Here is a 26,932-nt window from a genome sequence, read left to right on the forward strand (position 1 = left end):
CACCGGCCTCCCCTACCGACACGGATGGACGGCTGAGCCGCATCGGGATCAGCTATCCCATTAAAATTACAGGACAATGACCCGCCCTTCCCCATGTGGGAGGCGCAGACCCGCCGGTGGATCGCCGCCTCGATGCATGGGTTGGCGGGCACCGTGGCACCCGGGAGGCACGCGACCAAGCCAGGCACGCACCTCCGGCCACCCGCCGCCCGAATGACGCCCGCTGAAATTTCGTGCGTTCGGGGTGGAATAGAGGCCCCATCGGCTCCGTATATTGGACATGATGCAGAAAAGTTCGACCTTCGACGTGCTCGGCCAGCTCGCAGCGCTCCGACGCTATGCGCGAGCGCTGACGCGCGACGAGGCGGACGCCGAGGATCTCGTGCAGGACGCGCTCCTGCGCGCTTATGAGAAGCGCTCCGGCTTCGATCCCGAGCGCGGCGCATCCGTGCAGGGGCTGCGCGGCTGGCTGTTCTCCATCCTGCACAACGTCTTCGTCGACCGCCGGCGTGCCCGCCGCGCCGAGGTCGAGCGCGAGAGCGATCTCGCCGAGAACGGTCCGATGGCCGGGGAGCCAGCACAGGAGCACCATGTCCGCCTCGCACAGATCCGCGACGCCTTCATGGTATTGCCCGAGGAGCAGCGTTCGGCGCTGCATCTCGTGGCCATCGAAGGCCTGGGCTATGCGGAGGCCGCCGCGGCACTGGGCATCCCCCAGGGCACGCTGATGTCCCGCCTGTCCCGCGCCCGCGCCGCCTTGCGCGCGGTCGAGGACGGCACGGCGGCGGGCGGCCGCCCGCGCTTGAAACTGGTAGGAGGCCCGGATGAATCATCCCGTTGACCCCGTCGCCGACGATGATCTCTCCGCCTATGTTGATGACCAGCTCGATGTCGCCCGGCGCATTGATGTCGAGGCCTATCTCAGCCAGCGGCCGGAAGCGGCCTCACGGGTAATGGCCGATCTGCGCATCCGCGACGAACTGCGCCTCGCCCTCGCCGATGCCCCCCGCTCGGTGATGAACGCGCCGGCGCGGGTCGCCACCGTCGAGGCGGCGCGGCGGCTGGAGCGGGCGCTCGGCCGGGTGCGGGTGTGGCGGCAGTTGCGCGCTGCGGCGGCGGTGGCGCTGCTGCTCGGCGCCGGCTGGTTCGCCCATGCCCAGATCGGGCCGTTCGGCGTCAGCGAGGTGGTAGCCTCCGATCTAGCCCCCGCCTATGTCGATGCGGCGGTGATGGCGCATCGCACCGCGCATCTGCGTGCCGCCATGCCCTCGCAGGCCGGCTCGGGCGCCTATGACCCGGCCGATATCCGCGCCGCCACCGCCATCGTCATGCCGGAGCTGCCGAAAGGCTGGTCGGTGACCGACGTGCAGGTCTTCCCCTCCAGCTTCGGGCCCAGCGTCGAACTGGTGATCGAGGCCGCAGGCCTCGGCAAGGCGTCGCTGTTCGCCGTACGGCCGGGCAGCTTCGACGTGGTGCCGGCAACGGTGGCGATGAAGGACCCGTTCAACGCCGCCTACTGGCAGGTCGGCGAGGTCGCCTATGCACTGGTGGCCGAGGCCGACACCCAGCAACTCGACCAGGTCGCCTCGAAGCTGGCCCGGTCGCTCTACTGACCCACCCCGCGTGATCGATACGTGGCAGAGACAACGCTTCTTCAAGGAGAATGCAGATGAACCCGCCGAATTCCGGCTTCCAATGGGGCACCAGCGCCCGCAGCGTCGATCAGGCCGTCTATGACGAGGGCCTGCGCCGCCACATGCTGCGCGTCTACAACTACATGGCGCTCGGCCTCGTGCTGACCGGTGCCGTCGCCTTCATCGTCGGCACCACGCCGGCGCTGTATGTGCCGATCTTCTCCACCCCGCTGAAGTGGGTGGTGATGCTGGCGCCGCTCGCCTTCGTGCTGTTCTTCTCGTTCCGCATGCAGTCGATGTCGGCCTCTGGCGCGCAGACGATGTTCTGGGCGTTCTGCGGCGTGATGGGCCTGTCCATGGCCTCGATCTTCCTGGTGTTCACCGGAACCTCGATCGCCCGCACCTTCTTCATCGCCGCCACCATGTTCGGCGCCACCAGCCTCTACGGCTACACCACCAAGCGCGACCTGTCGCAGTTCGGCTCGTTCCTGATCATGGGCCTGATCGGCGTGGTGATCGCCAGCCTGGTGAACATCTTCCTCGGCTCGACCATGCTGCAGTTCATCGTCTCGGTGGTCGGCATCCTGGTGTTCGTCGGCCTGACCGCCTGGGACACCCAGTCGATCAAGGAGCAGTACGCTGACAATTTCGACCAGGAATCGCAGCAGAAGCTCGCCGTGTTCGGCGCGTTCTCGCTCTACCTGAACTTCATCAACATCTTCCAGCTGCTGCTGAATCTCACCGGCGAGCGCGAGTGAGGTCCGGGGCCGGATCCTCCGGCCCAACACTGGATCGACACGAACGTGATCTAGCTTCGAGGAGCGGGAGCAGCGTTCCTGCGGGAAAGCCATTCGGCGCCGCCAGGCACATGCTCCTGCCGATCGGACGAGGAGAATCGAGATGAACGAGCAGGATCGTCAGACCATCCAGGGATTGTTCGCCCGCCTCGCCGAGGTGGAGCGCAACGCGGCGCCGCGCGACGCCGGCGCGGAAGGCTTCATCGGGCAGGAAATCGCCCGCCAGCCCGGTGCGCCCTACTACATGGCGCAGACCATCGTCATGCAGGACTACGCGCTGCAGCAGGCACAGGGCCGCATCGCCGAGCTCGAGCAGCAGAATGCCGAGCTTGAACAGGCCCAGGCCGCGCGCCCGGCCTCGGGCGGAGGCCTGTTCGGCGGGCTGTTCGGGTCGTCGCAGCCGCCCGCCCCGCGCGGCGGATCGGTGCCCTCGGTGCCGCGCAGCCCGACGAACGCGCAGCAATACGCCTCCCAGCCCTATGGAGCGCCGCAGCAGCCGGCGGCGGCACCCGGTTCGCCCTGGGGAGGCCAGCAACCGGGCGCGGCGCCGGGTGGCGTTGGCGCGGCCATGGGTCGCGGCGGTGGCTTCGGCGGTGGCGGCGGCTTCCTCGCTGGCGCGGCGCAGACCGCCATGGGCGTCGCCGGCGGCGTGCTGCTGGGCAATGCTATTGCCGGCATGTTCGGCGGCAACGAGGCGCATGCTGCCCCGGCTGCAACACCGGCGGCCGATACTTCGGCGAACGATACTTCGGCGAACGATACTTCGGCAACCGACAGCTCGGCCACGGACACCGCGGCGGATGATCCGAGCCCGGCCGACGATCTCGGCGCCTCCGACAGCGGCGGCTTCTTCGACGACTTCTTCGGCGGTGGCAGCGACGAAATCTGACCGCCGTCCTCTCTTCCACGACGTTGGTACACCCCAGGCCAACGTTCCCTCGCTGGGCCGGCTCACGCCGGCCCTCTTTTTTCGTCGGTACCGTCAGGCCGGTGAACCGCTAGGGCGCCACCTCGTCCATGCCCATGCCCTGCGTCTGCACCATGTGCAGGCGGCGATAGAGGCCGTCGCGGGCCACGAGTTCGTCATGCGGGCCGTCCTCGGCGATGCCCTCGGGCGTGACCACCACGATGCGGTCGGCATGGCGGATGGTGGCAAGGCGATGGGCGATGACCAGCGTGGTACGTCCCTGCGACAATTCGTCGAGCGAGAGCTGGATCTCCCGCTCGGTCTCGGTATCCAGCGCCGAAGTCGCCTCGTCGAGGATCAGGATCGGCGGGTTCTTCAGGAAGATGCGGGCGATGGCCAGCCGCTGCTTCTGCCCGCCGGAAAGCTTCACGCCGCGCTCGCCGACAATGGTGTCGAGACCGTCCGGCAGGCTGGCGAGCAGGCTGTCGAGCCGGGCGCGCCGTGCCGCCTCGACGATCTCCGCCTCCGAGGCGTCGAGCCGGCCATAGGCGATGTTCTCGCGGATGGTGCCGCCGAACAGGAAGATGTCCTGCTGCACGATGCCGATGTTCTGCCTGAGCGAAGCGAGCGTCATGGCGGCGATGTCGATGCCGTCAATGGTGATGCGCCCGCCGGTCGGCTCGTAGAAGCGCGGCACCAGCGACAACAACGTGGTCTTGCCGGCACCCGAGGGGCCGACAAACGCCGCCGTCTCGCCGGCGCGGATGGCAAGGTCGATGCCGGAGAGCACTGGCCGGCCGGTCGTGTAGCCGAAGCTCACCCGCTCGAAGCGTATGTCGCCGGCAAGCGCGGCCACCTCCACCGCGCCGGGCCGGTCGGCGATGTCGGGCGCGGTCGCCAGCAATTCCTGATAGCGGCGGAAGCCGGCAATCCCCTTGGGATAGGTCTCCATCACCGCCGCGATCTTGTCGAGCGGGCGGTAGAACACCCCGACCAGCAGCAGGAAGCCGACAAAGCCGCCGATCGACAGCTGGCCCTGCACCACATACCAGGCCCCCGCCAGCATCACCGCTAGCTGGACCAGACGCATCGCCATGTAGTTCAGCGCCTGTCCCACCGCCATCAGGCGGTAGGCATCGAGCTTGGTGGCACGGTAGCGCGCATTGTCGAGGGCAAAGAGATCGCGCTCATGCGCCTCGTTGGCGAAGGCCTGCACCACGCGCATGCCGCCGATATTCTCCTCCAGCCGGACATTGAAGGCGCCGACGCGGCCGAACTGCGCCTGCCAGTTCCGCGTCATCCGCCCACCATAGCGCGCCACCAGCAGCACGGTGACCGGCACGATCAGCGCGGTGAGGAAGGCGAGCGGCGGATGCACCCAGAGCATCAGCAGAAAGGCGCCGACGAAGGTCATCACCGCGATGAACAGGTCCTCCGGCCCGTGATGGGCGATCTCGCCGATCTCCTCCAGGTCCTTGGTGACGCGGGCGACGAGATGGCCGGTCTTCACATTGTCGAAGAAGCGGAAGGACAGCTTCTGCAGATGGCCGAAGGCGCGGGCACGCATCTCGGTCTCGATGTTGATGCCGAGCACATGGCCCCAATAGGTCACGACGGCCATCAGCCCGCTATTGACCGCATAGACCGCCAGCAGGCCCACCGCGGCGAGGATGACGAGCTGGAGATCGCCGCTCGGCAGCAGGCGGTCGACGAACAGCTTCATCGCCATCGGGAAGCCGAGCTCGAGCACGCCCGAAAGCACCGCACAGCCGAAATCAAGGACGAACAGGCGCCAATGCGGACGGTAATACGAGAAAAACGCCTTGATCATCACTCACTCCGGCGACGCCCTATGCCGAAACGCGGCATGTCGGCACGTCGCGACGCATGGCTTCCTTTTTCAGGTCCGGACCGGCCCTGCAAGGGACGTCAAGGGGGAGCGGCTCGCCACCGCCACCCTGACGAAATTGTTATCCCCCATACAAAAAAACCCGCAGGGGGTCCATCGCCCCATTGGGTAGCCTGTTGCCGGCCTTCAACAGGTTCGGCGGATCAAGCAAAAGGAAAACAGGCGGCATGGGGCAGCAAATGGCGACGACGCCCCCGGAGCGCCTCATGGCACGCCCGGCGGCCGAGCCCCATGGCGAAACCGGCGCCCCCCTCTGGCACGCGCTGCCGCATCACGACGTCGCCCACCATCTCGGCGTGACGGCCGACGGCCTGTCAGGAGGCGAGGCGAGCGCCCGCCTCGCCCGCCACGGCCCCAACCGCCTGCCGGAGCCGCCGCGCCAGCATCCGCTGCTGCGGTTCCTGGCGCAGTTCAACAACATGCTGATCTATTTCCTGCTGGCGGGCGCGCTGGCCGCCTGGCTGATCGGCCACGGCGTCGATGCCGGCGTCATCCTGGCGGTGGTGCTGGCCAACGCGATCATCGGCTATGTGCAGGAGGGCAAGGCGGAAGAAGCGCTGCGCGCGATCCGCGAGATGATCACCCCGCACGCCACCGCCCTGCGCGACGGACAGCGCGTCAGCATCGGCGCGCATGAGCTGGTTCCCGGCGACGTGGTCCTGCTCGAGCCCGGCGACCGCGTGCCCGCCGATGCGCGGCTGATGCGCGCCCGCGGCATGCGCATCGACGAATCGGTGCTCACCGGCGAATCCGTCGCCGCCGAGAAGCATGAGGAACCCGCGCCGGAAGCCGCCGCGCTGGGCGATCGGCATTCCATGGCGTTTTCCGGCACCACGGTCGCGGCCGGACAGGGCGCCGCGGTGGTGGTCGCCACCGGGGTCCGCAGCGAAATCGGACGTATCGGCAAGCTGATGGCCGAGGTCGAGCCGATGGCGACGCCGCTGCTGCGCCAGATCGACGGCTTCGCGCGGCGCTTCACCTGGCTCGCCTTCGGCGGCGCGGCGCTGCTCTTCGGCTTCGCCGTCGCCTTCCGCGGCCATGACTGGGCGGACGCGTTGATCGCGGTGGTCGCGCTCGCGGTCGGCGTGGTGCCTGAAGGCCTGCCGGCGGTCATTACTATCACGCTGGCGATCGGCGTGCGCCGCATGGCCGCCCGCAATGCGGTGATCCGCCTGCTGCCGGCGGTGGAAACCTTGGGGGCGACCTCGGTCATCTGCTCCGACAAGACCGGCACCCTGACCCGCAACGAGATGACCGCCCGCCGGATCTTCGTGCCGGAAGGCGAAGTCGAGGTGGAAGGCGGCGGCTACAAGCCGGAAGGGCGGATAGTCTGGACCGGCGCCGCCAAGGCCGGCGCCGCGACGCAGGCGGCGCTGCCGCTGATACGAGCGGGCCTGCTGTGCAACGACGCGCAGCTGCGTCGCGAGGCCGATCATTGGAGTGTCGAGGGTGATCCGATGGAGGGGGCCCTGGTGACGCTGGCGATCAAGGCCGGGCTCGACCCAGCCGCCGAACGCAGCTCCTGGATCCGGCGGGACGAAATTCCCTTCGATGCCGCCTACCGCTTCATGGCCACCGCGCATGAGGGCCCCGGCGGCGAGAAGATCCTCTTCATCAAGGGCGCGCCGGAGGCGCTGCTGCCGCGCTGTGGCGCCGATCCGGCGCTGTGGGGGGCGCATGTCGAGGCCGCGGCCGGCCATGGCGAGCGCGTGCTCGCCGAGCGCGCCAAAACCGTGGCGCAACTACCGGAACGGCTGGGCTTCGACGATGCGAACGAGGGCTTCCGCTTCCTCGGCCTCGTCGGCTTCATCGACCCGCCGCGCCCGGAGGCGGTAGCGGCCATCGCCGAGTGCCACTCCGCCGGCATCGAGGTGAAGATGATCACCGGCGACCATGCCGCCACCGCCGTCGCCATCGCCCGCCAACTCGGCATCGCCGAGGAGCCGCTGGCGGCGACCGGCGCCGAGGTCGACGCGGCGGATGACGAGGCACTGGTCGGCATCGCCCGCCGTATTTCGGTCTTCGCCCGCACCAGCCCGGAAAACAAGCTGCGCATCGTGCGGGCGCTGCAGTCGACCGGCGCGGTGGTGGCGATGACCGGCGACGGGGTGAACGACGCCCCGTCGCTGCGGCAGGCCGATGTCGGCATCGCCATGGGCCGCAAGGGCACGGAGGCCGCCAAGCAGGCGGCCGAGATCGTTCTGGTCGACGACAATTTCGCCTCCATCGTCGCCGCCGTGCGCGAGGGGCGTACCGTCTACGACAACATACGCAAGATGATCGCCTGGACGCTGCCGACCAATGGCGGCGAGGTGCTGTGCGTCATCGTCGCCATTCTCGCCGGCGCGCTCATGCCGATGTCGCCGGCGCAGATCCTGTGGATCAATCTGGTGCTGTCGGCGACGCTCGGCCTCGCCCTCGCCTTCGAGCCGACCGAGCCCGGGATCATGCAGCGGCCGCCCCGCCCGGCGAAGGCCGGGCTGCTCTCGCCCTTCATGATATGGCGCATCGTCTTCGTCTCGCTGCTGTTCCTGGTCGCTGCGCTGGGGCTGTTCCAGCTGTCGCTGGCGCGCGGGCAGGGTGTCGATCTTGCCCGCACTATCGTGGTGAACGCCATTGTGGTGATGGAGATCTTCTACCTGTTCAATGTACGCTATATCCGCGGCAGTTCGCTGACCTTGACCGGCGTGGTCGGCACGCCGGCGGTAATCGCTGCCCTCGTCGTGGTGGTGATGGCGCAGTTCGCCTTCACCTATCTGCCGCTGATGCAGGAGATCTTCCTCACCCGTCCGGTGGCGCTGCTCGATGGCATCATGATCATCGGCGTCGGTGTGGCGCTGATGGGCGTGCTGGAGGTAGAGAAACTGGTGCTGCGCCGGCTAGGACTGTTCGCCGCCGAGAATATCTGACGGATGGCGATGCATCGGGGAGTAAGGACGGAAGTGGATGGCATGCGGATTGTGACGACACCGAGCCGGCTGGTGCTTGCCACCGATCTGAGCCCACGCTGCGACCGGGCGCTCGACCGCGCCCGGCAGCTCGCCGCGCAATGGCATGCGCAACTGTTCGCCGTGCATGCGCTCGAGCCGGGCGAATCCGACGACTGGAGCGGCCCCACGACGGCCGACGCCGCCTCCAGTCCGCTTGCCCTCGCCCACCGGCGACTGCGCCGGAGCCTCGGAGACGCCATCGACAATATCGAGGTGGTGGTCGTCGCCGGTCGATGCGAGGCGGTGGTGAGCGAGATCGCGCTGGCACGCGAGGCCGGGCTGGTGATCACCGGCGTAGCCCGCGACGAGGTGCTCGGTCGCCGGCTTATCGGCCGCAGCGTCGCCGCGCTTGTGCATGAGGCACGCCTGCCGCTGTTGATCGTCCGTGATCGCCCGCGCGATGCCTATCTGCGTGTCGTGGTCGCCAGCGACTTCAGCGACGGCTCCGCCCTTCCCCTGGTCACCGCCGCCGCCTGGTTCCCCACATCGCGGCTGGCGCTACTCCATGCCTTTGAGCCGCCTTTTGCCGGAATGACCGCCGATCGCGCCGCCTATGAGGCGGAATATCGCGCCGTCGCGGCGAAGGAGGCCGACGCCTTCCTCGCCACCACCCCGCTCTCGCGCGATCAGATGGAAGTGGTGCTGGAACCCGGCAGCGCCCCCGCCGTGCTCACCGAGCATGTGGAAGCCCGCAATATCGATCTGGTGGTGATCGGCAGCGGCGAGAAGGGCCTGTTGCACCGCCTGCTTGCCGGCAGCACCGACACCTCCATCCTCGCCGAGGTGCCCTGCGACATCCTCGTCGTGCCGAAAGGCTCGCCGTTCGAAGGGAAGGCCTGACCCGGTCATCCCTCGCCCGGCGACCCGGCCCCGCCGGGCGGGACCGACCGTGCGCTGCGTGACGCAACGGCCCATCTCTTCGCAGTTGCAGCAAGTCAAACTGTAATCATTGCAAATTTATGGCAGGTTCTATTCCCAATAAATCGAAACAACATCTGCATAACGGTAACATGGGAACCCGAACGCCGCGACTCAGCAAAGGTTCCATGGGCGATCGTTAATTTGTTGATTGACGTGATCGTCGATCTGGTTTCTTGTCGCCCGCAGCAATGAGCTTCGCGGCATTCTCCGCGGGCCGAATCACTTCTTGATGGCGCAAACTCCCCCCGCATCTCGACGATCGCGGGGCGGTGACATGTGGTTTGATTCGATCCCCGGAAATGACGCGAGGCGTGATACGGCCTGCCGCATGGCAGGCGCCGCAGGCATGGAGGATCGCAGAGATGTCGATTGCACCCCCGAACAGCTCCCGCCCTCAGATACCGACTGCTTACACGCTCTATTTCACCGGCCCGCTTTCCGACGATCCACTCCAGCCAATGAAGCGGCTGCGCTTTTCTTCCATCCCCGACGCCGTCGACCGCGCCCTGCAAATGAAGCGCGAAGGCCAGCTGAAGCCGGTGGAGGTGCGCGACCAGCAGGGCCGCCTCGTCACCTGTGAACTGATCGGCTGGCGTTTCTCGCCGCTCACCACACGGACGGTGGTGCCGGAGCGTGTCGAAACCCGCGGACGTTTCACCGCCTGAACCGCCATTATCCGCGCAAGCGCCGAGTCCCGCAGGGATCCGGCACAGAGATGCCGCTCCCGAAAGGATCGGGCGCTAGGCCTTCCGGCGCGGCGGGCGGGAGAGGCCCGCAACCGTCCGCTTTGCCGTCGCCTTCCGCCGCGCCGGCGGCGTCTCGGGCAAGGCTTTGCCAGCCGTAGCGCTGCCGTCCTCTTTCGCCGCGCGGCTGCGACAGGCCCGCTCCTCGAACTCGGCCCGGATGCGCTCCAGCTCGTCCTCGTCCAGTTCCTCGAGGTCCATCAGCTTTTCGCGTGGCCCGTCAAGGCGGGAGATCAGTTCGTCCAGCTTGATATGCACCGCCGCGGTATCGCGGTTCTGGCTGTTCTGGATCACGAACACCATCAGGAAGGTGATGATGGTGGTCGAGGTGTTGATGATCAGCTGCCAGGTGTCGTTGAAGCCGACGAATGGCCCGGTGACCGCCCACAGCACGATGATCCCCGCCGCTCCGATGAAGGTCGCCGGGTGCCCGGTCCAGTGCGCAACCGTCTGGGTGAAACGGGTGAAGGCGGAGCGCTTGGGGCGCCGGGACGGTGATCGGCCGAGGAGGTCGCGGGCATTGCGGGCATCCCTTCGAAACTGGCGCCAGGTATCCGCGCATCAGCAGTCTCATGCAGCGGTCTCACGGCGGGACAATGAGCGGCGCCGCGTGACGGTTCCGCGGTGACGCCGCCGTCCGCGGTTCCGCCAGCCGCACATCGGCGATCACCGGCAGATGATCGGAGGCGCGCGCCGCTTCCGGATCGGTGAAGCAGGCCAGCACGGCGAGCCCGTCATTGCAGTAGAGCCGGTCAAGCCGCAGCAGCGGCCGGGGCGCCGGAAAGGTGCGCAGCTGGCTGCGCCAGCGGAACACTTCGGCGAGCCGCCGGCGGGCCTGGCCGAAGGAGGCCCAGTCGTTGAAGTCGCCGAGCATCAGCGTCGGCTCGTCCCGGCCGCGCGCGCCCAGCCGGGCGAGGGTTCGCACCTGGCTCATCCGTTCGCCGATGGCGAGGCCGAGATGCACCGAAACCACATTGATTGGCCCGGCATCGGTGGCGATCCGCGCCGAAATGGCGAAGCGCGGCTCGCGCCGCCGCACCGAGAGATCGTGCAGTTCCACTCCGCCGGTCTCCCAGCGGCTGAACAGCGCGTGGCCGTAATGCCCGTCCGGCGCGACGATGGTGCGGGCCTCGGCGAAATAGCCGGCGCGCAGGCCACGCAGCGGGGCGAGGCAGTCGACGTCGCGCCCGCGGGTGTCGATCTCCTGCAGCGCCACGATATCCGGCCGGTGGCGGGCGATCAGCGCGACGATGCGATCGAGATCGAAGCGCCGGTCCGGGCCGATGCCGCCATGGATGTTCCAGCTCATCAGCCGGATGGTGCCGCTCATGGCATACCGTTCATGAGTTGTCGGTTACCGCTCGCGTTTCGCCCGATCAGTTCGCCGGCCACGCCCGGTTCACCAGCAGCTGGAAGCTGAGCGACAGCACGATCCACAGCGCCACGAAGCCGACCAGCAGCGCCATCGCGCCCAGCGACGGATCGGCAAGCACGCCGACGATCTGCCGGCCCAGCGCCGTCATCACGATCAGTCCCGGCGCCAGGCCGAGAATGGTGCCGGCGAGATAGTCCACGAAGGGGATTCCCACGGCGCCGGCGACCAGATTGACGAAGGTGAAGGGCGCCGCCGGCACGAGGCGCACCGTCGTCACCGCCAGCACGCCGCGATTGGAAAGGCCGCGGCGGATGCGGTTGATCCGCGGGCCGATGAAGCGTCGCACCAACCGTGCCCCGAGCGTGCGCCCCACCGCATAGGTGGCGAGCGCGCTGGCCAGGGCGCCGGTTCCGGCCAGCACCGCGCCGGCCCAACCGTCGAACACCGCCACCGTGGCGACGATGAGGAGGGTAACCGGAAACGCCACGAAGCCACCGGCGACGAAGGCGGCGATCACCGCCACCGGCGCCCAGGGCGCGAGGGCCAGGCGCTCGAAGGCCTGCATGATGCGATCCGGCTCGGCAAAGGGCGAATAGCTCCAGGCCAGGGCGAGACCGCCGATCACCGCCAGGGCGGCGACGGCGCCAAGCAGCCACCGCCAGTGGCGCGGCGTCGGCGCCGCGACGCCGGATTCCTCGTAAAGCGGCTCGACGGGATCGGCGAGCGCATCGATCATCGGCAGCGGCAATTCAGCGGCATCCGGCGCATAGGGCACCCGGGCGAGGCGGCGATCCGGCGCGGGCGCATCGAGCAGCGCCATCAGCCCGCCACCGGCAAGCGCCTCGCCGATTTCCTCCGGGGTACGGCCGAGATGCTCGCCGAGGAGGCGGTTGCGCACCCGCGCGATGCCCGCGCGTTCCGCTTCGTCCCTCGCCTCCACCACAAGATCGCATTCGCTGTCGAAACCCATGGAGCGGTTGCATAGATTGGCCGAGCCGATGCGCATCAGCCGGTCGTCGACGATGATGATCTTGGAATGCACCATCACCCGGCCCGCGGCGTCCTCCGGCCCCACTTCCGGATAGACAAATCGCAGGCGATTATTCAGACCGGCGTCGGCGACCATGCGCATCACCCGGTCGCGGCCGACGCCCATGGCGCGATGCTCGAACCAGGAGCGGTAGCCCATCGGCATCACCACCACCGCCTCCAGCTGCGGCCGCTCGCGCAGGCGCGCGATCAGCCGCTCGGTGGTGCGCCGGCAGGTGAAGAACTGGTTCTCGATATAGACGCAGCGTTCGGCGGCATCGATCATGTCGAAGAACAGCGCCTCGACCTCGCGCACGCTCGGCTGCTTGCCATGCGCCGGCAGCGTGCGGCTGATACCGACGGCGATGTCCTCGAATTCCGGCTCCAGCCCTTCCGGCCACGGCGAGGGGCTTGACTGCCCGTCGTCATCGCCGCGCGGTGGTGCCAGCCTTTCGCAGGCGGCGCGTCGCCAGCGTTCGCGCAGCATGTCGCCGAGCGCCGCCGCCGCCGGTCCTTCGACGAGCATCTGCACGTCATGGAACGCGCCATAGGCGGCACCGGCAGGATCGACCCTGAGATCATGCGCCGGCAGATGCTCCGGCGTATCCCAGCGCCGGCCGGTAAGGTCGAGGCCGCCGGAAAACGCCACCCGGTCGTCGATCACCACGATCTTCTGGTGGTGCGAGGCACCGAAGGGTAGCGCATCGTCGAGGCAGATCTCGATCTGCGGCGGGGTGTTCCACAAGAAGGAATAGAGCGGCATCAGCTCCCGCTCGAAGGCGAACACCATCGAGTAGTCCCAGAGCAGGAGGCGGATGCGCAGCTCCGGCCGGCGCTTCACCAGCGCCGAGAGGAAATCGACGAGTTGTTCGGGCAAGCCGTCCTCGGCGCGGCCGCTGGTTCCCACCAGCTTCATCCGGCTGTCGAGGTCCCAGCCGGCGATGTACACGGTGTTCCTCGCCTGTATCAGCGCCGAGCGCAGCGCCTCGAAATAGGCAGCGCCGTCGACCAGCACCGCCGCGCGCTCAACCGATTCGATGCGCCAGACATTGCGCTCCTCGCGCAGTACCGGCGCAGAGGCCAGATCAGCCGGGGTTTCGAGGGGCAAACGCTGAACGCGGTCGAGCATGGCAGGACGTCTCTCCGTGGCCGGTGGCTTGCGTCAACGGTCGCGGCGGCGCCGGGTTCCGCGCCGTCCTGCCGGGGTGCCCTCGCCAGAGCCGGTAGGCGCTGCTACAGCGCTTCGGTCATGAACCCGCTGCTCGACATTCGCTGCGAACGCCCCTGGCTGGTGCTGCGCCTGGCCGCCCCCCACCGCATGGTGAGCTGGTCGCTCAACCGGCCGGGGCTGGTGGAAGCATCGACGATTGCCTGGCGGCAGGTCGCGACCGACGAACTCACGGCCGAACTCGATCCGGCAGCCTGGTTCGCGAGCGAACTGGCGACCGCCGGGCTGGAGGGCGCGGTCGGCCTCATCACCGCCCGCGACGTCGCCTCCCATGTCCACCGCGCCGCCGAGGTCGAGGGTGCCCGCGCCGACTGCGTGGTGACCGCCGGCCTCAATAATGGCGAGCGCGTCGGCAGCCGCCATCCGGCCGCACCGGTGATGGCCGGCACTGTCAACATCTTCTGCCGCTCGGCGCTGCCGCTGACCGAGGCGGCGCTGCTGGAGGCGGCCTCGCTGGTGGCGCAGGCCCGCACCGTGGCGATCATGGAGGCCGGCTATCGCCGTCCCGGCGGCCGGCACGCGGTGACCGGCACCGGCACCGACTGCATCGTCATGGCGGCGCCGATGAGCGGCGCGCCGCAAGCCTATGCCGGCATGCACACCGCCATCGGCGAGGCGATCGGCGCCTGCGTCCACGAGGCCACCCGCATCGCCGTCGCCAGCTGGATCGCCGCGCGAGGCTGATCAGCCGGTGGGCGTCAGCAATTGCTCCAGCGCATCGGCAAGCTGGTCGGCATGATCGGTGGTGACGCAGAGCGGCGGGCGGATCTTCAAGACATTGCCGAACTGGCCGGCGGCGCCGATCAGGATGCCCTTCGCCTTCAGCCCGTTGATCAGCGCCTTGGCGATGTCCGCACGCGGCCCGCTCTCATCGCCAAAGGCGACGCCGAGATAGAGCCCGGCCCCACGCACCGCGGTGATCGGCGCCTTGCCCATCAGATGCGTCAGCCGCGCCTTGAGGTGCCGGCCGACGCGGTCGGCATTGGCGATCAGCCCGTCCTCCTCGATCGCCTCCAGCACGGCCAGTGCCGCGGCGGTGGCCACCGGACTGGCGGCGAAGGTGTTGAAATAGCCGAAATCGGCACAGAAATCGGCGAGCAGCTCCGGCCGCGTCACCACGCCGGCGACGGGATAGCCATTGCCCATCGGCTTGCCCATGGTGACGATGTCCGGTGTGAGGCCGTGGCGCGAGAAGCCCCACATGCCGGCGCCGGTGCGGCCGAAGCCGGGCTGCACCTCATCGGCGATGAACAAACCGCCGGCCTTGTGCGTCACCTCCACCGCGGCGTTCAGGAAACCCGGCGGGTCGGCGAACACCCCGTCTGAGGAGAAGATGGTGTCGACCAGAAGGCCGGCGAAGCGGATGCCGTCCGCCTCCATCGCGGCGATGGCCCCGGCGACCGCCTCGGCGAAGCCCTGCCCGACATCGTTGCCGAAGATCGCCGGATCCGGCGGCGGCACCATGCGCACATGCGGCGGCGGCGCGCCGTTGCGGTAGGAGGATGGCGAGACCTCGGTCACCGCCGAGGTGTTGCCGTGATAGGCGGTCTGCGTCACCACGAAGCCGGTGCCGCCGGAGGCCCGCTTGGCGATGCGCAAGGCGAGGTCGTTGCTCTCGCTGCCGGTGCAGGTGAGCACGATATTGCTCAGCGATGCCGGAAAGCTGGCGAGCAGCTTCTCGGCATAGTCGTGGGAGACGTCGAACAGATAGCGCGAATGGATGTTGAACTGGCCGATCTGCCGCTGCACCGCCTCCACCACCTTGGGATGGCAATGCCCGACGGTCGGCACGTTGTTGTAGAAGTCGAGATAGGCGCGCCCATCGGAGGCATGGAGATAGGGCCCTTCCGCCTTCACCACCTTCAGCGGCACGTCGTAGAACAGCACCGAGCCGGCACCGAACGAGCGCTGGCGCCGCTCGACCAGCGCCGCGATGTCCGGCGGCAGCGCCGCCCCCTCGCCGGAGAAGGCGTTGAGCGAGAGGATCTGGAGTTCGCGGCTTTTCATGCTGCCGTCCTCGCATGGGTTTCAAGGAAGGCGCGGCCGAGCGCCACCGTGCCGTGCGTATAGGCCTCGCCCAACGCCTGCGCAGTCGGGGTCTCGGCATGCGAGGCGATCCAGGCGGTGAGCAGCATGCGCCGCAGCATGATGAACACCGGCAGGATCTCGCACTCCGCGTCAGTGAGCGGCGCCACGCTGCGGTAGCCCGCGACCCATGCCTTTTGCAGCGCGGGGATATAGGGCTCGTGCTCGGTGAAGCTGATGGCGGCGGCGAAGTCATAGAGGTACCAGGAGAAGCCGCAATCGTCGAAATCGATCACCGACAGCGTATCGCCGTCAGCCAGCAGGTTGGCGACCCGCATATCGGCATGGACCAGGCCGAACCGGTCCTCGCCGGTGCCATAGGCGTCCAGCTGCTGCTTGAGCAGCGCCGCCACCTCTTCGAGTACCGCCCGCCCCTCTCCATCGAGGCCCAGCCCGGCGCGCCAGTCGCCCCAAAGCAGCACCTCGCCGAGCATGGCATCGAAATCCCAGCGTTTGCGCACGAAGCCTTCCGGCCGCTGCCACGCCTTCGCATGGGCGTGCAGCCGGGCATTGATGGCCCCGAGCTCGCGGAACCAGCGCGGCAAATCCTCGCCCTCGGCCGGCTCGCGGCCGGGCAGCAGCTGGAACGCCACCGCGTGGCGCGTCACCCCGCCATCGTCGAGATCGGCGATCAGCGTGCCGTCGGCAAGCGGCACCGGGGTCAGCGTCGCCACCACGCCGTCGCGGCCCAGCGCTTCCAGCCAGGCGAGCTCGGAGGCGATCTCCGCGCGCGAATGGTAGCCCGGCCGATGCACCCGCAACACCAGTTCGCGACCGGAGGCGGCGTCGCGGGCGCGAAACGTGGCGTTCTCGGAGATGGTGAGCAGCTTCACGTCGCTGTCCGGCGACAGCCCCCAGCGCGGCAGGGCGGCGCGCAGGCTCGCCTCGAGCCGGCCCAGGAAGTCGTCGCTATACATGGCATCGGTCATTATCAGAGCTTCATCAGTGACTTGAGGTCGTCGAGCGCCATCACGTTGCAGTAGATCATGTTGATGATCTCCAGCTCGCGGGCGTGCAGGTTATCGGTCGCCGCCGCGCAGCAATCCTCCAGCACCACCACGTCGAAGCTCTCATCGGCGAGGCTGCGCACGGTGGAGGAAACGCATTGATCGGTGAAGATGCCGACGCAGATCACGGTGCGGATGCCGAGATTGGCGAGGATCAGCCGCAGATTGGTGCCGGTGAGCGCGCTGTCGGTGGTCTTGATGACGGTGATCTCGTCGCCCTGCGGCGCCAGTGCCGGCACGATCTGCGAGGCGTGCTCGTCCTTGGGCAGCAGCAGATTGTTGAAGCCCGGCTTCTTCTGGCTCAGCGAGCGGTCGCGGCCGTCTTGCGTACGGCAGGCGATGCGGGCGAACAGGCATTCGATGCCCTTCGCCCGGAACAACGCCAGCACGTCGGCGATGTTGGGAATTACCGTGCCGTGCATCCGCTCATGGAACGGCGTCCAGCCGTCGTAATGCACCCGCTCCGCCTCGCTGGCGAGCGACGCCCGGTCGGGGCGCTCCAGATAGGTGTTCTGCACGTCGATGACCAGCAGCGCGGTGGTCGCCGGGTTGAGCTCGGGATCGTCCGGCTCGGGCGCCAGCGCATAGTAGAAGGAGCGGTTGCGGGTTTTCCAGTTCACGCGACGCCTCCCCTGTGCTTGCCGAGGAAGGCGAGCAGGCGCGCGTCATAGGCGGCCGGCTCCTCGTAGAACGGCATATGCGACGAGTTCGGGAACACCGCGACTTCCGCCTGCGGCAGGTTCTGCTTCATGCGCAGCGCGCAGGCGGGGGTGATCTCGTCGTGCCGGCCGACGGTGATCAGCGCCGGGCAGGCGATGCGATTGAGGTCGGCGGTGCGGTTCCAGTCCTTCAGATTGCCGATGTAGAGGAACTCGTTCGGCCCCTGCATCGCCATATAAGGCGCCATGTTCCAGTCGTTCAGCGAGGCCATCAGCGGCGCCGGCCACGCCGCCATACGGCAGACATGGCGGTAGTTGAGCAGGGTGATCGCCGCCTGATATTCGGGATGGTCATAGGAGCCGTCTGCCTCGTGGGCGAGCAGCATCTCCACCGTCTCCGGGCCCAGCGCAGCGCGCAGCCGGTGCATTTCGCTCATCAGGTGAGGCAGGTCGGCGGCGGTGTCCTCGAGGATCAGCGTCTTCAGCGCCTCGGGATACGCCAGCGCATAGTCGATGGCGAGCCAGCCGCCCCAGCTATGGCCGAGCAGATGCACCCGCCCGAGGCCGAGCGCCGTGCGCACCGTCTCGACCTCCACGACATAGCGGGCGATCGACCACAGCGCCGGATCGTCCGGCCGGTCGGAAGCGCCGCAGCCGAGCTGGTCGAAGGCGACGACGCGGTAGCCATGATCGGCGAGGAAGGAATGCGCGTCACGCAGATAGTCGCAGGGCAGGCCCGGCCCGCCATTCAGCAGGAACACCGTGTCTTCGCCGGCACCGTAGCAATAGGCGACGACCTTATGGCCATCGACCTCGATCTCGATCCGCGCGTCGGCGGGTTGCTGCTGCCACATGGTAGGAACCCTATTTCCGCGCCACCGCGACCTCGACGCCGGCACGGGCGAGCGCGCGGGCGAGCGCGCCATCCGGCGCCTTGTCGGTGACGAGGCGTTGGATGTCCGGCACCCGCGCCCAGATGGCGAGCGAGGGCACGTCGAATTTCTTGTGATCGGAGACGATGATAGTCTCCGCCGCCCGGTTCATCATCGCCTTGTAGACCCAGGCCGCCGGCGCCTCGGCATCGGCCAGGCCCTCCGGGGTGATGCCGGAGACGCCGAGGATTGCCCGGTTGACGTTATAGCTTTGCAGGAACTCGATGGTCTCCACCCCCACCATCATGCCCTCGCGGCCGTTGTAATGGCCGGGGCAGAGGATGACGTCGATGGTCGGGTTGGCCGCCACCACGGTGGCCACCGAAAAGGAATGGGTGATCACCGTCAGGTCGCGGCATTCGGCGGCCATACGACGCGCGACATGCGTCGTCGTCGCCCCGGCGCCGATGGCGATCACCTCCTGCGGCTTGATGAACTTCACCGTCCGCGCCGCGATCGCCTCGCGCTCGGCCACCATCATCTGGTGGCGCTCGGTCACCGCCGGCTCGGAGCCGAACGGCCGCACCGCGCCGCCATAGGTGCGATTGATCAGCCCGCGCTCCTGCAATTCGAACAGGTCGCGGCGGATGGTCTCGGTGGAGACGTTGAGATCGGCGGCGAGGTCGCCGACCCGCAGCGTCACGGTGGCCCGCATCTCGGCAAGGATGCGCTCGTGCCGCGCCGCCTTGTCGAGGCGTGGGCGGCGCCGGTCGGCAAGCGTGTCGGAGGGCTCGCTGCCGTTCGAGGACGCCGTCATGCCGGCTGCCGCCGGCGCAGGAGCAGCATGACCAGCCCGCCGCCGAGCAGCAGCGTCGCCGCGCCCAGCGTCGCCATGGTGCCGAGCGCCGGCACCATCGGCGTGTAACCGGCCACCATCTTGGCATAGAGCCATTTCGGGATCGTACTGTCTGCCCCCGCCGTATAGAGCGACAGCGGGAAATTGCTCCACGACAGCAGGAACGCGAACAGCATGCCGGACCAGATGCCCGGCCACAGCAGCGGCAGCGTCACCTCGCGGAACACCTGGGTGCGCGTGCAGCCGAGATCGTAGGCCGCCTCCTCCAGCGAGGCATCGAAGCCATAGACCTGGATGGCGATGACCAGCGTCACCACCGGCACGATCCAGACGAGATGCGCGAACACCGCCGTCAGCCACGAGGTCTGGATGCCCACCGCATTGAAGCCGAGCAGCAAAGCGAGGCCGAGCACCGGCTGCGGGAAGAAGATCGGCAGGATGATCAGCTTCTGGTACAGCCGCCGTCCCTTCCAGTCATAGCGGGCGAAGGCCAGCGCGCCGAAGGTGGCGATCACCACCGAGATCACCGTCACCAGCAGGGCGATGGCGATCGAGTTGCGCACCAGCATGCCGATCTCGATGGAATCGAGGGTCTTCTGCCACCACTCGGTGGCGTAGACTTTGATCGGAAAGCCGAAATAACGGCTCTTGTTGAAGCTCGCCAACGCGCCGCAGAGAATCGGCAGATAGACCGCGACGAGGACGAACACCGTCCACACCCAGATCAGGGCATTGGTGCGTTTGCGAGCGAGCGCCGGACTGGTTGCCATGGTTCAGCGCCTCCCCAGCATGCGGTCGAGGTCGAGCTTGGACAGCGCCGTGAGCGTGAGCGCGGCGATGAACACGCTCACCACCACCGCCAGCGCCGAGCCGAGCGGCCAGTTCTGCGAATAGGTGAAGGCGATCTCGATATCGTGCGAGATCACGATGATCGACTGCCCGCCGAGAATCTTCGCCTCCGCCGTGGCGCCGATGGCGAGCACGAAGGTCAGCAGCATGCCGATCAGGATGCCGGGCATGGCGAGCGGCAATTCGATCTCGCGCCAGATGAACAGCCGCCCGGCGCCGAGGTCGCGCGCCGCATCCACCAGGTCGCGCGGCACCAGGGCAAGGCCGAGCGTCATCGGGAACAGCATGAAGGGCAGATAGGTGTAGGCCATGCCGAACAGGGTGACGCCCGGCGTGTAGAGCACCTCCGGCCCGCCGGGGAGGCCCAGCCATTTCAGCGTGCCATCGAGCACGCCGTTCTTGATGAAGAACAGCACCCAGCCATAAAGCCGCACATTTTCCGATACAAAGAGCGGGAACACGAACAGCACGCTTATGAAGCCGGCCCAGCGCCCGAACACCGCGTTCAGCCCATAGGCGATCGGGTAGGCGATCACCGCCAGGATGGCGACGGTGAACAGCGCGAAGCCGACCGACCAGGCGAAGGACAGCCACACCGTGTTGGTGGGATCGAAGATGCTGGCGAAGTTCTCCAGCGTGAAGGAGCGAAACACGTCGAAGCTGCGCGGCGTCGCGAAGGAATAGGCGAGGATCGCCACCATCGGCGCCAGGAAGCCGATGCCGAGCAGCACCGCTACCGGCAGCGCGCAGCGCGCGCCCACCGAGAGCATCCGGGCCTGGCGGACCTGCCGCGCCGTCTCCGGCGCGCGGGCGAGTGCGATGTCGGCCATCGTCCCCTCCTCAGCTGCCCAGCGTGAAGGCGTCGGCGGCATCCCAGCCGATCGTCACCTCGCGCGAGGCGCCCGGCGGCAACGCGCGGGCGCGCGACAGCTCGACCAGCATCACCTTCTCGCCGGCATCCTTCGAGCCCACCCGCACCTGATACTGGATGCGCGAGCCAAGCGAATATTCGTTGTAGACCGTGCCCTTCAGCTGGTTGTCGGCGCGCTCGCCGGCGGCGAGGAAGCGCATATATTCCGGCCGGATCACCACGAAGGCCTCGTCGAGCACCGCGCCATTCTGCGGCGAGCCGAGCGTGAAGGTGCCGGGCACGTCGACGCCCTGCCATTGCTGACCCACGCGCTTCATCTTGAGGGTGTTCACTTCGCCGACGAACTCCGACACGAAGCGGTCGACCGGGGCGCCGTAGATCTCCTCCGGCGTGCCGACCTGCACGAGCCGGCCGGCGCGCATCACCCCGATACGGTCGCTCATCACCATCGCCTCCTCCAGCGAATGGGTGATGTAGATGAAGGTCTTGCCGGTCTCGCGGTGCAGGTCCTTCAGCTCCTTCTCCAGCGCCTTCTTCAGCTTGTAGTCGAGGGCGGAGAGCGGCTCGTCGAAGAACAGCACCTCGGGATCGTAGGCGAAGGCACGGGCCAGCGCCACGCGCTGGCGCTCGCCTCCCGAGCACTTCATCACATTCTTGTCGTGATAGTTATCCGGCAAACGAACGATGCGCATCAGCTCCAGCGCCCGCTTCTTCCGGGTCGCGGCGTCGGCGCCCTTCACCTTGAGCGCGAAGGCGATGTTCTCGCCGACGCTTTTGTGCGGGAACAGCGCCAGCGACTGGAACACAAGGCAGGTCGGCCGCTTGTTCGGCGGCACGTCGTTGATCAGCTCGCCGCGCAAGGTGATGTTGCCTTCGCTCGGCGTGTCCATGCCGGCCAGCATGCGCAAAAGCGTGGTCTTGCCCGAGCCTGAAGGGCCGACGATGGTCAGGAACTCGCCCTCGCGCACGTCGAGGTCGATGCCCTCCACCGCCGCGAAGCCGCCGAACATTTTTCGCACGCCGACCAGCTGGAGGATCGGCAGCCGCGGGGCTTCGACGGCGGTGGAAGCGGCGGGCAGGGTCTGGAGCATGGGTCTTCCGAAAACAGAGGGTCCGGCGGCGCGCACGCCGCCGGAAATTCAGCAACAGGCAGAGCGATCGGCGGAACCGATCAGCCGCGCAGCCGCTTGGCGGCGTTCATGATGTCGAGCGCCTTGTCGTAATCCGGCACGATGTCGTACTCGACCGAGCGGGCCATTTCCTCTTCGAGGCTGTCCCACTGGATGGCGTCGAGCTCTTCCTTGGTGAACAGGTCGAAGCAGGCCTTGTTGCCCATCTGCGCCACCGGGTTGAAGGTGCCCTCGGCGAAGGCGACGGTGTGCGCCACTTCCGGCGCCTGCACATATTTCAGGAACTCCAGCGCCAGCGGCGACAGGTTCGGGTTGTTCACCGTCGAGGTCACCTCGATCCAGGAGATGCCGCCCTTCCCGCCGGCCAGCGGCCCCTTCAGCGGGGTGATGGCGCGCAGGTTCGGGTGGCCGTCGGCGCGCGCCGGCGAGACCGAATAGGTGCCCCCGGTGAGATGCAGGTCGATCTCGCCGGAGATCAGCGCCTGGTTCATCGAGGCGATGTCGCCGATCAGCTTGGCACCCTTGAAGACCCGCTTGGCGGTCTCCTCGAACTTCGCCAGCTCGTCCGGCGTATGCACCTTGAACGGGTCGATGCCGGCGACGATGAAGATGTTGAACACATTCCAGTCGTCGGATTCGAGGATGCCGTATTTGCCGGCCAGCGCTGGATCGTTGAACAGGTCCCAGCCGGTTTCCTCGGCAGTCTTGCGGCTGACCTTGTCGGTGTTGACGACGAAGCTGTAGGGTCCGAAGCGCTGCACCATGCCGAGCAGGTCGGCGCCGTCCTCGCTCATCGCCCACTTGTAGGGCCATTTGAACTCCGGGAGCATCTGCGCGAAGAAGGGCTCGAACTCCGCCTTCGGCAGCGGCTTGATCAGCTTCTCGGGCAGCATCACCTTGCGCGCCCAGGGATTGTTGACGTTGATCAGGTCCCAGGTGTTGGTCTCGCCGGCGCGCAGGCGGTTGATCATGGTCGGGTCGTTGGTCAGGCTCTCGGCCTTCACCGTCGCACCGGTCTTCTCGCGGAACGGATCGAGCACCTGCGCGGAGTTGTAGCCCTCCCAGCACAGAATGTTCAGCTCCTTCTCGCGCGCCGCGAAGGCGCTGCCGGTGCCGAGCAGCGGCCCCGCCGCCAGCGCCCCGGCGCCGGCCGCCATGCCCTGAAGCATCGACCTTCTGGAAATGCCTGCCATCTGGAAGTCCCCTTTTATGATGGCGCGAACCTCGTCCGGCCGCGCATGCCGTGCCGCATCGAAGCCATGGCGAATGTGGCTTTGATGTTGGAGTTTGTGTGATCCTAAACATCTCGATTTGGGCTTTACAACATCAATTTTGCATCGCACCCTGATCAAAAGACAGGCAGCCCAGACTTGCGGCATCTCAAGGCCGGAGCATCGGCTGCCTGGCTTCAATCGATTGAAAACGCTAAATTTCTTCCAAGGGAAATCACGTCACATGTTTACGCCGCTCGCAGGCAAGACGGTCATCGTCACCGGCGCCAGCAAGGGAATCGGGCGCGGCCTCGCGCTGCGCTTCGGACAGGCCGGCCTCAACGTGCTGGTGGTCAGCCGCCATCTCGCCGAGGCGGAGAAGGTCGCCGCCGAAATCGGCGCCAACGCCTCCGGCTTCGCCGCCGACATCACCCGCGTCGCGGATTGCGACGCCATGGCCGCCACGGCGGTCGAGCGCTACGGCTCCATCGACGTGCTCTGCGCCAATGCCGGCATATTCCCCGCCGCCAAGCTCGGCGAGATGACCGAGGCGGATTTCGACCACGTGATCGGCACCAACCTCAAGGGCACTTTCCTGTCGGTCTCGGCGGTGCTGCCGCAGATGAAGGCGCAGAAGCAGGGCCGCATCGTGCTCACCTCCTCGATCACCGGCCCGATCACCGGCTTTCCCGGCTGGTCGCATTACGGTGCCTCCAAGGCCGGCCAGCTCGGCTTCATGCGCACGGCGGCGATCGAGCTGGCGCCGTGGAACATCACCGTCAACGCGGTGATGCCCGGCAACATCCACACCGAGGGCATGGACGGCATGGGCGAGGCCTATATCGCCTCCACCGCCGCCTGCGTGCCGATGAAGAAGCTCGGCAGCGTGTTCGACATCGCCAATGCGGCGCTGTTCTTCGCCTCCGAGGAGGCCGGCTACATCACCGGCCAGGGGCTGTCGATCGATGGCGGGCAGGTGCTGCCGGAATCGCCGATGGCGCTCGACGAGATGGGCACCGCCTGAGCCGGCACGGCGCCGCCGGCAGACAGCTCCGCGCAAACGAAAAGGGCACCGCCGCGGCGGTGCCCTTTCTTTCGTCAATAGCCGGCGCGGCTATTCGGAGCGGGCGCTCTTCGGCTTCAGCCAGGCGAACATGGAGCCGGCGCCCTTCGGCTTGATCTCGTTGGGCAGGCGGGCCACCACCACCATGTGGTCGATCTTGCCCTTCTTCCAATGGGCGAGGAAGGCCTCGTAATTCTTGAACGAGATGCAGCCATTGGAATCGCCGCGAGGGCCCAGCAGGTAGCTGTGGGTCAGGATGCCGTTGCGGCCAAACATCGGCTCCTTGCCGACCGGCGTCATCCGCAGCGCCTCGACGCCATGGAACAGCGATTCGCGCATGGTCAGCTTGTAGGTGTTCGGCGGTGTCGGGCCGCGCATCTTCACCGAGATATGGCGCGGATCGTCGAACCGGTCGCCATAGCCGGAATGCGCCTCGAACTTGGTGCCATCAGGCATGTACACGACCTGGCCGACAATGTCGTAGACGGCGAAGCGGTCGCCCGATTTCGGCAGACGCACCTCGGCGGTGGACATCGGAATGCCGGTGGCTTCTTCCGGCGACACCTGCGGCGGCTCGGTCGGCCCGAGGTCGAGCTCACCCTCGCCGGTCGACAGCGAAGCCAGCCGCACCTTGCGGGCCAGCGGATTCTTTTCCGGCGTCGGCGCATCTGCGGCAAGGTCGCCCGAGGATAGCGCGTCCGGCTCCGCGGCCGCGGAAGCCGCGGCGGTCTGGGTACGGCCGGCGCCGCGCGGGTCGGAAGGCGGCAGCGGCACCGCATGCGCCATCGCCACCACCGCGCCCTTCGGCGCCGCGCTGCCGGCGAGGTCGGAACTCGGCCGCATCGGCGCGCTCGCCACCGTCTCGGTGGGTGCGGCGCGCAGCGGCATCTGCATGTCGGGGCCGAAAATCCAGTTCGGCGCCAGCGCCACCACGCCGGCGGACTGGAAATTGCGGATTTCGCGGACGCTCGCCTCCATCTTCATCGGCGGCGGCGCCATCTCGAACGGGGTGTCCTCCGGCATGGGCGGCGGAAGATCGGCGGGCGCGACATTGCCCCGGCCGAACCCCGGCAGGCCGGCAACGGCACTCGCCTCGGTCACGCGCCATTCGGGAGCGGTCGCAGAAGACGGCGCCCAGGCGGCGCCGAAGGAGACAGCGGCGGTCGCGGCCGCGCCGCCGGCGCCGATGATCAGCGCGGCGACGAAATGCCAGCGAGGCCTAACCGGCTTCGGCGCCATCGGCGCGCGCGTGCCAAATCCACGGGTCCGAGCTTTTCTGCCCATAACTCCCCAAAACCCACATTCACACCGCCGATGCGTTGCGAATGGCATCGCCGCATCGGTCGGATCACGCTCCCGCCTTCTAACGAGGCGGGCTTACTAGGCGTGAATCCATAGCGAAACTTGGTAAGCAATTTATTGATATCCGGCCGCAATGCAAACGCGAAACGCACGAACGGCATTTCCCACCCCTTCATGCCGCCACGAAATACCGTCACCCGTATCGGCAGTGGCAGGATAACAGTGCCGAGATCCGCTCTCGTGTGCACCCGCCGGTTCATGCGATAAGCCGCCCTGCCGGGACGACCGGCGAGAGCCGGCGACGAACAGGGACGATGTGCATGACCGACGGTATCATTCCCGCCCTCGCGGCCCGCCTCGACGAACTGACGGCCTGGCGGCGCCACCTGCACAGCTTTCCCGAAACCGCCTTCGAGGAACACCTCACCAGCGCCTTTCTCGCCGAGAAGCTGCAAGGCTTCGGCCTGCCGGTGCATCGCGGCCTCGCCGGCACCGGCCTCGTTGCCACGTTGCAGGGGCGCCTGGGAGCGGGACCCGCCATCGGCCTGCGCGCCGATATCGACGCGCTCGACATTACCGAGGCGACCAACCTGCCCTGGCGCTCCACCAAACCCGGCAAGATGCACGCCTGCGGCCATGACGGCCACATGACCATGCTGCTCGGCGCCGCCGAGCACCTTGCCGCCCACCCGGATTTCGCCGGCACGGTGCATTTCATCTTCCAGCCGGCGGAGGAGAACGAGGGCGGCGGCAAGGTGATGGTCGATGAGGGCCTGTTCGAGCTGTTCCCGATGCAGGCGGTCTATGGCCTGCACAATTGGCCGAATGCCGCGTTCGGCAGCTTCCTCGGCCGGCCGGGGCCGATGTTCGCCGCCTTCGATATTTTCGAGGTGAAGATCGGTGGGCGCGGCGCCCACGCCGCCATGCCGCATCGCGGCATCGATCCGGTGCTGGCGGCCGCCCAGCTGGTCGCGGCTCTCCAGTCCATCGTCTCGCGCAGCGTCGATCCCTCCGAGGCGGCGGTGGTCACCGTCACCCAGATCCATGGTGGCGATACCTGGAACGTCATCCCGGACGAGGTGGTGCTGCGCGGCACCGCCCGCACCTTCACCCGCGAGGTGCGCGATCTCGTCGAGACCCGCTTCAGGGCGATCTGCGCCGGCATCGGCGCGGCGAGCGGAACCGAGATCGCCGTGGACTACCAGCGCCGCTATCCGGCGATGGTCAACCATCGCGCCGAGCTCGACGAGGCCTTCGCCGCCGCCCGCGCCACCAGCGGCGACGCGAACGTCATCACCGATTTCCCGCCGATCATGGCGGCGGAGGACTTCGCCTATATGCTGGAGAAGGTACCCGGCGCCTATCTCTGCCTCGCCAGCGGCCCGGGGCCGAACCTGCACAATGCCCAGTACGACTTCAACGACGCGCTCATCCCGGTCGGCGCGTCCTATTGGGTCAACCTGGTGCACCGCCTGCTGAAGCCCTCAAGCTGAC

General features: G+C 67.7%; 23 protein-coding genes and 1 pseudogene. 10 read left to right on the forward strand and 14 right to left on the reverse strand.

What is annotated here, in order from left to right; genetic code table 11:
- Nucleotides 1–280: 280 nt before the first annotated feature.
- The 4 genes from KHC24_RS15280 to KHC24_RS15295 all read left to right on the forward strand — a co-directional run bounded on the left by KHC24_RS15280 (nucleotide 281) and on the right by KHC24_RS15295 (nucleotide 3,320).
- On the forward strand, nucleotides 281–841 hold the full coding sequence (locus tag KHC24_RS15280) for a sigma-70 family RNA polymerase sigma factor (RefSeq protein WP_213364171.1): 561 nt from the start codon (nucleotides 281–283) through the stop codon (nucleotides 839–841).
- A complete protein-coding gene (locus KHC24_RS15285; protein WP_213364172.1) occupies nucleotides 825–1,613 on the forward strand; it encodes an anti-sigma factor family protein in 789 nt (262 codons plus the stop codon). Before KHC24_RS15280 ends, KHC24_RS15285 begins: the two co-directional genes overlap by 17 nt.
- A gap of 56 nt (nucleotides 1,614–1,669) precedes the next feature.
- Nucleotides 1,670–2,392 carry a Bax inhibitor-1/YccA family protein gene (locus KHC24_RS15290; protein WP_213364173.1) on the forward strand — a complete coding sequence of 241 codons (723 nt, stop codon included), beginning with the start codon at nucleotides 1,670–1,672 and terminating at the stop codon, nucleotides 2,390–2,392.
- Nucleotides 2,393–2,534: 142 nt separating this feature from the next.
- Nucleotides 2,535–3,320 carry a DUF2076 domain-containing protein gene (locus KHC24_RS15295; protein WP_213364174.1) on the forward strand — a complete coding sequence of 262 codons (786 nt, stop codon included), beginning with the start codon at nucleotides 2,535–2,537 and terminating at the stop codon, nucleotides 3,318–3,320.
- 109 nt (nucleotides 3,321–3,429) lie between these two features.
- Here the strand turns inward: KHC24_RS15295 and KHC24_RS15300 are convergent, their stop codons facing one another.
- Nucleotides 3,430–5,169 (reverse strand): ABC transporter ATP-binding protein, encoded by a 1,740-nt coding sequence (locus KHC24_RS15300; RefSeq protein WP_213364175.1) that lies wholly within the window; start codon nucleotides 5,167–5,169, stop codon nucleotides 3,430–3,432.
- Nucleotides 5,170–5,453: 284 nt separating this feature from the next.
- Here KHC24_RS15300 and KHC24_RS15305 point away from each other — a divergent pair, with 284 nt between their 5' ends.
- The 3 genes from KHC24_RS15305 (at nucleotide 5,454) to KHC24_RS15315 (ending at nucleotide 9,823) form a co-directional block, all read left to right on the forward strand.
- Complete coding sequence (locus tag KHC24_RS15305) at nucleotides 5,454–8,156, forward strand: HAD-IC family P-type ATPase (protein WP_213364176.1); 2,703 nt, start codon at nucleotides 5,454–5,456, stop codon at nucleotides 8,154–8,156.
- Nucleotides 8,157–8,198: 42 nt separating this feature from the next.
- The gene (locus KHC24_RS15310) at nucleotides 8,199–9,077 is read left to right on the forward strand and encodes a universal stress protein (RefSeq protein ID WP_213364177.1); all 879 of its coding nucleotides are present in this window, start codon (nucleotides 8,199–8,201) and stop codon (nucleotides 9,075–9,077) included.
- A 443-nt stretch (nucleotides 9,078–9,520) separates the two neighbouring features.
- A complete protein-coding gene (locus KHC24_RS15315) occupies nucleotides 9,521–9,823 on the forward strand; it encodes a hypothetical protein (protein WP_213364178.1) in 303 nt (100 codons plus the stop codon).
- A 75-nt stretch (nucleotides 9,824–9,898) separates the two neighbouring features.
- Here the strand turns inward: KHC24_RS15315 and KHC24_RS15320 are convergent.
- From KHC24_RS15320 to KHC24_RS15330, 3 genes and pseudogenes are all read right to left on the reverse strand, one after another.
- A pseudogene (locus KHC24_RS15320) lies at nucleotides 9,899–10,357 on the reverse strand (low affinity iron permease family protein); the annotation flags it as partial.
- Between the two features lie 127 nt (nucleotides 10,358–10,484).
- Nucleotides 10,485–11,231, reverse strand: a complete 747-nt coding sequence (locus KHC24_RS15325) for an endonuclease/exonuclease/phosphatase family protein (RefSeq protein ID WP_213364179.1) — start codon at nucleotides 11,229–11,231, stop codon at nucleotides 10,485–10,487.
- A gap of 46 nt (nucleotides 11,232–11,277) precedes the next feature.
- Nucleotides 11,278–13,434 carry a VTT domain-containing protein gene (locus tag KHC24_RS15330; protein WP_213364180.1) on the reverse strand — a complete coding sequence of 719 codons (2,157 nt, stop codon included), beginning with the start codon at nucleotides 13,432–13,434 and terminating at the stop codon, nucleotides 11,278–11,280.
- Between the two features lie 120 nt (nucleotides 13,435–13,554).
- Here KHC24_RS15330 and KHC24_RS15335 point away from each other — a divergent pair, with 120 nt between their 5' ends.
- Nucleotides 13,555–14,217: an adenosylcobinamide amidohydrolase gene (locus KHC24_RS15335; RefSeq protein WP_213364181.1), complete on the forward strand. Its 663-nt coding sequence runs from the start codon at nucleotides 13,555–13,557 to the stop codon at nucleotides 14,215–14,217.
- Here the strand turns inward: KHC24_RS15335 and KHC24_RS15340 are convergent, their stop codons facing one another.
- The 9 genes from KHC24_RS15340 to KHC24_RS15380 all read right to left on the reverse strand — a co-directional run bounded on the left by KHC24_RS15340 (nucleotide 14,218) and on the right by KHC24_RS15380 (nucleotide 23,055).
- The gene (locus KHC24_RS15340) at nucleotides 14,218–15,540 is read right to left on the reverse strand and encodes an aspartate aminotransferase family protein (RefSeq protein ID WP_213364182.1); all 1,323 of its coding nucleotides are present in this window, start codon (nucleotides 15,538–15,540) and stop codon (nucleotides 14,218–14,220) included. It abuts the gene before it with no gap.
- Nucleotides 15,537–16,547, reverse strand: coding sequence for a phosphotransferase enzyme family protein (locus KHC24_RS15345; RefSeq protein WP_213364183.1), 1,011 nt, complete (start codon nucleotides 16,545–16,547; stop codon nucleotides 15,537–15,539). The genes KHC24_RS15340 and KHC24_RS15345 overlap by 4 nt, the downstream gene beginning before the upstream one ends.
- Nucleotides 16,548–16,549: 2 nt before the next feature.
- Nucleotides 16,550–17,245, reverse strand: coding sequence for a cysteine hydrolase family protein (locus KHC24_RS15350; RefSeq protein WP_213364184.1), 696 nt, complete (start codon nucleotides 17,243–17,245; stop codon nucleotides 16,550–16,552).
- The gene (locus tag KHC24_RS15355) at nucleotides 17,242–18,138 is read right to left on the reverse strand and encodes a proline iminopeptidase-family hydrolase (protein ID WP_246546980.1); all 897 of its coding nucleotides are present in this window, start codon (nucleotides 18,136–18,138) and stop codon (nucleotides 17,242–17,244) included. The genes KHC24_RS15350 and KHC24_RS15355 overlap by 4 nt, the downstream gene beginning before the upstream one ends.
- 10 nt (nucleotides 18,139–18,148) lie before the next feature.
- Complete coding sequence (locus tag KHC24_RS15360; protein WP_213364186.1) at nucleotides 18,149–18,973, reverse strand: DeoR/GlpR family DNA-binding transcription regulator; 825 nt, start codon at nucleotides 18,971–18,973, stop codon at nucleotides 18,149–18,151.
- Nucleotides 18,970–19,782, reverse strand: a complete 813-nt coding sequence (locus tag KHC24_RS15365; protein WP_213364187.1) for an ABC transporter permease — start codon at nucleotides 19,780–19,782, stop codon at nucleotides 18,970–18,972. The genes KHC24_RS15360 and KHC24_RS15365 overlap by 4 nt, the downstream gene beginning before the upstream one ends.
- 3 nt (nucleotides 19,783–19,785) lie before the next feature.
- Nucleotides 19,786–20,691, reverse strand: coding sequence for an ABC transporter permease (locus tag KHC24_RS15370; protein ID WP_213364188.1), 906 nt, complete (start codon nucleotides 20,689–20,691; stop codon nucleotides 19,786–19,788).
- A gap of 10 nt (nucleotides 20,692–20,701) precedes the next feature.
- Nucleotides 20,702–21,823 carry an ABC transporter ATP-binding protein gene (locus KHC24_RS15375; protein WP_213364189.1) on the reverse strand — a complete coding sequence of 374 codons (1,122 nt, stop codon included), beginning with the start codon at nucleotides 21,821–21,823 and terminating at the stop codon, nucleotides 20,702–20,704.
- 80 nt (nucleotides 21,824–21,903) lie between these two features.
- The gene (locus tag KHC24_RS15380) at nucleotides 21,904–23,055 is read right to left on the reverse strand and encodes an ABC transporter substrate-binding protein (RefSeq protein ID WP_213364190.1); all 1,152 of its coding nucleotides are present in this window, start codon (nucleotides 23,053–23,055) and stop codon (nucleotides 21,904–21,906) included.
- A 262-nt stretch (nucleotides 23,056–23,317) separates the two neighbouring features.
- Here KHC24_RS15380 and fabG point away from each other — a divergent pair, with 262 nt between their 5' ends.
- On the forward strand, nucleotides 23,318–24,097 hold the full coding sequence (gene fabG / locus KHC24_RS15385) for a 3-oxoacyl-ACP reductase FabG (RefSeq protein ID WP_213364191.1): 780 nt from the start codon (nucleotides 23,318–23,320) through the stop codon (nucleotides 24,095–24,097).
- Nucleotides 24,098–24,187: 90 nt separating this feature from the next.
- Here the strand turns inward: fabG and KHC24_RS15390 are convergent, their stop codons facing one another.
- The gene (locus KHC24_RS15390; protein WP_246546983.1) at nucleotides 24,188–25,375 is read right to left on the reverse strand and encodes a tlde1 domain-containing protein; all 1,188 of its coding nucleotides are present in this window, start codon (nucleotides 25,373–25,375) and stop codon (nucleotides 24,188–24,190) included.
- A 383-nt stretch (nucleotides 25,376–25,758) separates the two neighbouring features.
- On the opposite strand from KHC24_RS15390, the gene KHC24_RS15395 reads away from it, so the two are divergent.
- A complete protein-coding gene (locus KHC24_RS15395) occupies nucleotides 25,759–26,931 on the forward strand; it encodes a M20 aminoacylase family protein (RefSeq protein WP_246546985.1) in 1,173 nt (390 codons plus the stop codon).
- The last annotated feature ends 1 nt before the right edge of the window (nucleotide 26,932 follow it).

Origin of the sequence: Ancylobacter defluvii (assembly GCF_018390605.1) — a bacterium.
GTDB classification, from domain to species: Bacteria; Pseudomonadota; Alphaproteobacteria; order Rhizobiales; family Xanthobacteraceae; genus Ancylobacter; species Ancylobacter defluvii.

What these genes read in the sequence shown, in the direction of transcription:
- KHC24_RS15310 (WP_213364177.1), top strand. Translation starts at nt 8,199, where the DNA reads ATGCGGATTGTGACGACACCGAGCCGGCTGGTGCTTGCCACCGATCTG.
- KHC24_RS15325 (WP_213364179.1), bottom strand. Translation starts at nt 11,231, where the DNA reads ATGAGCGGCACCATCCGGCTGATGAGCTGGAACATCCATGGCGGCATC.
- fabG (WP_213364191.1), top strand. Translation starts at nt 23,318, where the DNA reads ATGTTTACGCCGCTCGCAGGCAAGACGGTCATCGTCACCGGCGCCAGC.
- KHC24_RS15285 (WP_213364172.1), top strand. Translation starts at nt 825, where the DNA reads ATGAATCATCCCGTTGACCCCGTCGCCGACGATGATCTCTCCGCCTAT.
- KHC24_RS15360 (WP_213364186.1), bottom strand. Translation starts at nt 18,973, where the DNA reads ATGACGGCGTCCTCGAACGGCAGCGAGCCCTCCGACACGCTTGCCGAC.
- KHC24_RS15390 (WP_246546983.1), bottom strand. Translation starts at nt 25,375, where the DNA reads ATGGCGCCGAAGCCGGTTAGGCCTCGCTGGCATTTCGTCGCCGCGCTG.
- KHC24_RS15380 (WP_213364190.1), bottom strand. Translation starts at nt 23,055, where the DNA reads ATGGCAGGCATTTCCAGAAGGTCGATGCTTCAGGGCATGGCGGCCGGC.
- KHC24_RS15340 (WP_213364182.1), bottom strand. Translation starts at nt 15,540, where the DNA reads ATGAAAAGCCGCGAACTCCAGATCCTCTCGCTCAACGCCTTCTCCGGC.
- KHC24_RS15375 (WP_213364189.1), bottom strand. Translation starts at nt 21,823, where the DNA reads ATGCTCCAGACCCTGCCCGCCGCTTCCACCGCCGTCGAAGCCCCGCGG.
- KHC24_RS15315 (WP_213364178.1), top strand. Translation starts at nt 9,521, where the DNA reads ATGTCGATTGCACCCCCGAACAGCTCCCGCCCTCAGATACCGACTGCT.
- KHC24_RS15370 (WP_213364188.1), bottom strand. Translation starts at nt 20,691, where the DNA reads ATGGCCGACATCGCACTCGCCCGCGCGCCGGAGACGGCGCGGCAGGTC.
- KHC24_RS15305 (WP_213364176.1), top strand. Translation starts at nt 5,454, where the DNA reads ATGGCACGCCCGGCGGCCGAGCCCCATGGCGAAACCGGCGCCCCCCTC.
- KHC24_RS15395 (WP_246546985.1), top strand. Translation starts at nt 25,759, where the DNA reads ATGACCGACGGTATCATTCCCGCCCTCGCGGCCCGCCTCGACGAACTG.
- KHC24_RS15345 (WP_213364183.1), bottom strand. Translation starts at nt 16,547, where the DNA reads ATGACCGATGCCATGTATAGCGACGACTTCCTGGGCCGGCTCGAGGCG.
- KHC24_RS15365 (WP_213364187.1), bottom strand. Translation starts at nt 19,782, where the DNA reads ATGGCAACCAGTCCGGCGCTCGCTCGCAAACGCACCAATGCCCTGATC.
- KHC24_RS15330 (WP_213364180.1), bottom strand. Translation starts at nt 13,434, where the DNA reads ATGCTCGACCGCGTTCAGCGTTTGCCCCTCGAAACCCCGGCTGATCTG.
- KHC24_RS15335 (WP_213364181.1), top strand. Translation starts at nt 13,555, where the DNA reads ATGAACCCGCTGCTCGACATTCGCTGCGAACGCCCCTGGCTGGTGCTG.
- KHC24_RS15300 (WP_213364175.1), bottom strand. Translation starts at nt 5,169, where the DNA reads ATGATCAAGGCGTTTTTCTCGTATTACCGTCCGCATTGGCGCCTGTTC.
- KHC24_RS15355 (WP_246546980.1), bottom strand. Translation starts at nt 18,138, where the DNA reads ATGTGGCAGCAGCAACCCGCCGACGCGCGGATCGAGATCGAGGTCGAT.
- KHC24_RS15295 (WP_213364174.1), top strand. Translation starts at nt 2,535, where the DNA reads ATGAACGAGCAGGATCGTCAGACCATCCAGGGATTGTTCGCCCGCCTC.
- KHC24_RS15280 (WP_213364171.1), top strand. Translation starts at nt 281, where the DNA reads ATGATGCAGAAAAGTTCGACCTTCGACGTGCTCGGCCAGCTCGCAGCG.
- KHC24_RS15290 (WP_213364173.1), top strand. Translation starts at nt 1,670, where the DNA reads ATGAACCCGCCGAATTCCGGCTTCCAATGGGGCACCAGCGCCCGCAGC.